General features: G+C 65.4%; 1 pseudogene. It reads left to right on the top strand.

Features of this window, described 5'->3' with window-relative positions:
- Window positions 1-69 precede the first annotated feature (69 nt).
- Window positions 70-5,667: pseudogene (locus ACY34I_RS40035) on the top strand (hypothetical protein); the annotation flags it as partial.

Raw genomic sequence — 5,667 nt, 5'->3', positions numbered from 1 at the left:
TCTAGTGCCCAGGCATCCGTAGCGGACCCGGATCTGGAAACGGAACTGGATGAAATGGGTGTGTTTCGAATGAATACACCGACGCTCGATGAGAGATGGGAGCCGCAGGGGGATGCCGACTCGGTCGAGTCGGATCTGCTGGCAGGGGTGGATTCGGCTACGTCCGACATGGACTGGGAGTCGGAGGGGGGTGCCGGCCCGGTCGACCCCTCGGATCTGCTGGCGGGGGTGGATTCACCGACGTTCGACATGGACTGGGAGCCGCAGGGGGGTGCCGGCCCGGTCGGCCCCTCGGATCTGCTGGCGGGGGAGGATCCGCTGGCATCGGTGGCTGACTTCGATTGGCTGGCGGATGCCGACACGGACGAGGCCTTGCGGCTGCTGGCAGCGTGGGACCAGGTGGAATCGGAGCTTGATCTCGCGCCCCTGCCGGAGAACCCCGCACCAATCGGGCCGGACCCGGGGCCGGGTGGGGCGCCGGCGGTCGGTGGGTCCAGCGGCGCCCGGCAGGACTGGAAGCGGACCGTGGCTTCGGCGGTCGCGCAGTTGTCGGCCGTGGAACGCCGTGGTGGGGTGGATGGGACCCGCGATGATGCGGCGGAGTTCGTGCGGTGGACGCGCGAGGTGCTCGGGGTCGATCTCGCGGGGCACACGCCGAGGTCGAGCGACTTCTACAACGCGGTGGTGCGTCGCTTCGGGAGGGAGTTGGAGGCCGCGGGGGTCGAGCGCAGCAGTGCTGGACTGCGCGCGTGGGTGGCCCGCCAGTTGGCCGCTGACCTTAGCCTGGGTGAGGCGTCGGAGTTCCGGAAGTTGCTTCCGTATCCGGAGGTCATGTCCGAGCAGCGACGGGAGGACCTGCACCGGCAATGGCTTAACAAGATCGCGCACGGCCTGGCCGGCGATTACGACATTGCGCATGTGGTTCCTTACATCATCGCTTCGAGGTTGCCCCTGTCGATGCGGATCCACCATCGGTTCGGTGCCCCGGACGATATCGGCCCGGAGCCCGGTGCTGGTGCCATCCGGTATCCGGTTGTCTTCTACGATGGGGCCTTCTACCTCGGCCAGCTACCTGACCCAGCCGATGCCGCACTCGCTGGCCGCCTCGCCGAGGGTCCCGAGCGGACGTCAATATCGGACGACGAGCAGCAGCGACTCGATCGGCTGTTCGACGAAGCACGCGATCTGCTGCAAGAGAGAATCGAGGCGGCGGAGGAGAACCCCCATCCGACCAACGCCGGGCACTTGCCCATCCTGCAGGAAACCTTCCAGCGCAGGCTCGCGGTCATCCGTAAACAACCCGACTTCCCCTACCGCAAAAAGGCCCGGGAACTCGCCGAACACCTCCACTACCTTCGCAGACTTGCCCGAGTCAGCAAATGGGAGTCCGGGAACCGGCGGAACCTGGACGACCAGTTCACCCTCCTCCTGCCCGCCACGTATTACGGCGGGAGGAGCAAAATATATTTGCGCGCATGGTTGGGCGAGGCGGGCCGCGGTCGGCATGCCGGGGCCGGGACCGGGAAGTGGGTGATCCTCGCTAATATCGATCAGATGGCTATCTCGGGCGATATGATTGCTGTCCATATCGGAACGGCCGACGGAGTGGGCACCGGTATTGCTGTAATCGAGTACACCGCACCCGACGGCACCAAAAGTGAGGCCCACCAAGAAATCAGCCGCAGGTTCACTGGCGTGGAGCTGGCCGAGCTGAGGAGCAAGGTGCCCGACAAGGTGTGGCACGTTGACCGCCCGCAACTGTTGAGCGACTTCTACTACAGGACGACGTCCGTGCAGGAGAAAGGGAGACTGGGCGTCAACCTCGGTAGAGCCGAAGGCGGCTCGAAAGCCCTGCCGACGAGAATCCGGAACTTCCCGGTGGTCGGCGGACTTCCGCCCGTTGTCGTCAGGGAGTTGAAGAAGGTTCGGCTTCTATTCGGGTATGCCAGGGACGGCGGCCGACCCACTGCGGTCGTGGAAGCATCGGCCAGGAAGAACGTCAAAGGGCAGCCCCTGTACCTGGAAATTTCCAAACCTACCATCACCCGGTATGACATCGAATCGCGGCGCAAGAGAGCGTTGTGGGAACCGGCGGATCGGTGGGATCTTTCCGAGAAGATGTCTTTCGATGTCGTGTTGCGGCAGGGGACGTGGACGCCCGGTCCGCTGTCTATTGCGGTCGGCGGTCGTGGTCGGGCCAAGACGTTGGACGGGGCGGAGGTGGATCTCTCCCCGGGGACGTTGGTCACCCTGTGGGTGGGGAAGTGGCAGGAGCCGGTCGGAGCGGATGTCGCCGGCACCATTCCCGCCGTGGTCAAGGCGCCGTTGGTCGACAAGTCCGGACACGTCTACCGGCTTGTCGACACGGGTGTGGACAACAAGGACTTCGACGACCTGAAACGCAAGATCGTCGAGGCCCTGGCGGTCTCGGGGCAGGCGGGGGTGCTGACAGGCCCGGGGCCGGGTGGGGCGCCGGCGGTTGGTGGGTCCAGAGGTGCCCGGCAGGCGGGGGTGCTGACAGGCCAGGGGTCGGGTGGGGCGCCGGCGGTCGGTGGGTCCGGCGGTGCCCGGCAGGCGGGGGTGCGGACAGGCCAGGGGCCGGGTGGGGCGCCGGCGGTCGGTGGGTCCGGCGGTGTAGCGCCTAACTCGTCGCGGACAGTGGAATCGGCGATCAGACAGTTGTCGGCCGTGGGCAAACGCGACGAGCAGAATTTCGTGCGGTGGACGCGCGACGTGTTCGGAATCGATCTCGCGAAGGGCGGACCGAAGCCAAACTTCTACGACTCGGTGACGCGCACCTTCAGCCAGCAGTTGGCGGACTTGAAGCTCGACCGCATCCCGAACGGACTGCACGGGTGGGCGGCCAGCAGCCTGGCCGCCGAGCTCCGTCTGGGTGACGCGTCGGAGTTCAGGGAGTTGTTTCCGTATCCGGAGGTCATGTCCGAGCAGCGGCGAGAGGACCTGCACCGGAACTGGATCGACAAGGTCGCGAACCACCAGAACGGCGATTACGACGTCGCGCCTGTGGTTGTCCGTATCCTGGCCCGGAAGTTGCCCCAGCTGCGCATCTACCAACCGTTCGGCGCCCCGTACGACATCGGCCCGGAGTCCGATGCTGGTGCCGACCCGTATCCGGTCGTCTTCTACGATGGCGCCTTCTACCTCGGCCAGCTACCAGCCGATGCCGAACGCGCTGGCCGCCTCGCCGAGGGTCCCGAGCGGACGTCAATATCGGACGACGAGAAGCAGCGACTGGATGGACTGTTCGACCAGGCACTTGGTCTGCTGCAGGAGCAAATCAACGAGGCGGAACAGGACCCTCGTCCGGCCAACAGACACTGGCCCGCCCTTCGGGAAGCGTTCCAGCGTAAGCTCGCGGTCATCCGTCAACGCCCCGAATCGCCCCAACGCCAGGCCGACATCCTGACAGAACACCGTCGGTACCTCTATTACATCCGCCGGACCAGCGGCTGGAAAGACAAGAGCCGAAGGCCTCAGACTGGTCGGTTCACCCATTACCCCACCGTCCGGGTCCAATATAAACAGAATACATTGTTGATGATGGAGGTGGGCGGCAAGAGCCTGCGTCTCCCCAATTTCAACCCCATCTCCATCCTGGGCGACAGGATCGCTGTCGATTTCTGGATGGACGGCGAAGAGGGCCTCGCTGAGGCCAGAGTCCCGTACACCGCGCCCGACGGAACCGAGAGCTTCATGTACCAGGAGTTCGCCACCAGACCCACGGCGGCGGATCTGACCAAGCTGATGGAAAGGGCGGCGGAGGCCCGGTGGTCGAAAGTTGAGTCGGCGATCGGGCAGTTGTCGGCCGGGGAAACCCGCAGCGAGTTGGCGGCATTCGAGCAGTGGGCGCATGCGGTTTTCCACATCGATCGCGCGGAGGGCGACGCGGGGCCGCTCGACGTCTTCTACGGGACGGTGTTGAAAGCCCATGGGGATCTGTTGGCGCAGGCGGGCGTCACCACCGTGGCTGAACTGGGCGTGCTGGTGGCCCGCCACCTGGACGTCGACCTCCGCCGGGGTGAGCAGTCGATGTTCAGAGCATTTCTCCCTTATCCGGAGAACATGTCCGAGCAGCGACGGGAGACCCTGCACCGGCACCTGCTCAACAAACTCGTACACCGCCAGCCCGGCTATCCCGACGTTGTGCATGTGGTTCCCCACATCGTGGCCTGGGGGTTGGGTCTGCCGATGGAGGTCCACCACCCGTTCGGTGCCCCGCACGTCATCGGTCCGCCGTCCGATGACGGCGCCAAACCGCAACCAGTCGTCTTCTTGAACGGCGCCTACCACCTCGGCCAGCCTCGTGACCCACACGATGCCCGCATCGTCGAGGGTTTCCCGTCACCGACAGCCCTCACCGAACTGCGCCGACTGGATGCCGTGTTCGACGAGGCGCTCGATGTGCTGAAAACCGAAGTCGACGCGGCGGAACAGAACACGACGAACCGCCACTGGTCGCTTCTGCGGGACACATTCGATCGGAACCTCGCGGCCGTCCGTCAACGCCCCAGCTCCCCCCGCCGGCACATCGGGGTACTCGAAGAGCACCGCCGATACGTCGACGCCCTCCGCGAGGACAGCAAGTGGGAAGACGAGAACCGTTGGAACATGCAAGACCCATTCACCGTCCCCGTCCCCGTCGAGGACATCGGGGGTCGCCCATATCTTCGGTTCCGGGTTGGCGACAACGACGTGTTCCTCCAATATGTCGGTCGGGTCGCCGTCGCGGGCGACAGGGTCGCTGTCGTTGTCGGAAAGGTTGATGGCGAAGGTGTCAGTAGCGCTATCGCCAGAATCCCGTACACCGCGCCCGACGGCACCGTGAGGTTCGTCTATCAGGAGTTCGCCCGCAGGTTCACCGACAGCGAGCTGGCCGAACTGCGGAGCATGGCAGCCGGCCCGGTGTGGGAGACCGCCGATCGGTGGAAGTTCGGCAATCTCTACCACATCACGGTGCCGGTGAGCGAAAGCGGAGTATTTAACAACATCACCTTCGGCGGCCAGAGAGTCACGATTCCACCGGTCGAGGTGGCTGACGGGCTTCCGCCGGTCATCGCCGCGGAGTTGAAGGAGGGGCGTTTCCGGCTCGGGTACGGCATGGATGGTCTACCCCTGGCGGTCCTGGAAGCACCGGCCGAAAGGAACGGCACCGGTGCGCCCCTGTACCTGGAGTTGTCCTCGCCGGCGCCCACCGCTTACGACATCGAGTGGCTGCGCACGCTGGCGCTGTGGGAATCAACCGAGCCGCCGCCGCTTCTCGACGAAGTGTCCATCGATCTCGTGATGCAGGAGGACAAGCGGACGCCCGACCCGCTGCCGCTCGCGCTGGGTGGGGACAACTCGGGCAAGACGTTGGACGGGCGGGAGGTGGATCTCTCCCCTGGGACGGAGGTCGCCCTGCGGGTCGGCCGATTCTTCCGGCTGGAGGAGTCGAACGTCGTCACGAGTGTCTTCGCCGCGGTCAAGGCGCCGTTGGCCGACCGGTCCGGATACGCCCACCGGCTCATCGACACGAACATGTCGAACGAGTGGTTCGACGAATTCAAGAAACAGCGGGAGATGACCGACAGCGGCAAACGGCGAGCCGGGCCGGAAGGATCGGCGGGGCCGGTCGAGAAGCGGCCGCGCACCGGGGACGGGGTGCCT

The organism is Micromonospora sp. RTBAU3-60 (genome assembly GCF_054963695.1).
Note: the sequence above shows the minus strand (reverse complement) of the source record. Positions and strands in the feature narration are given on the sequence as shown.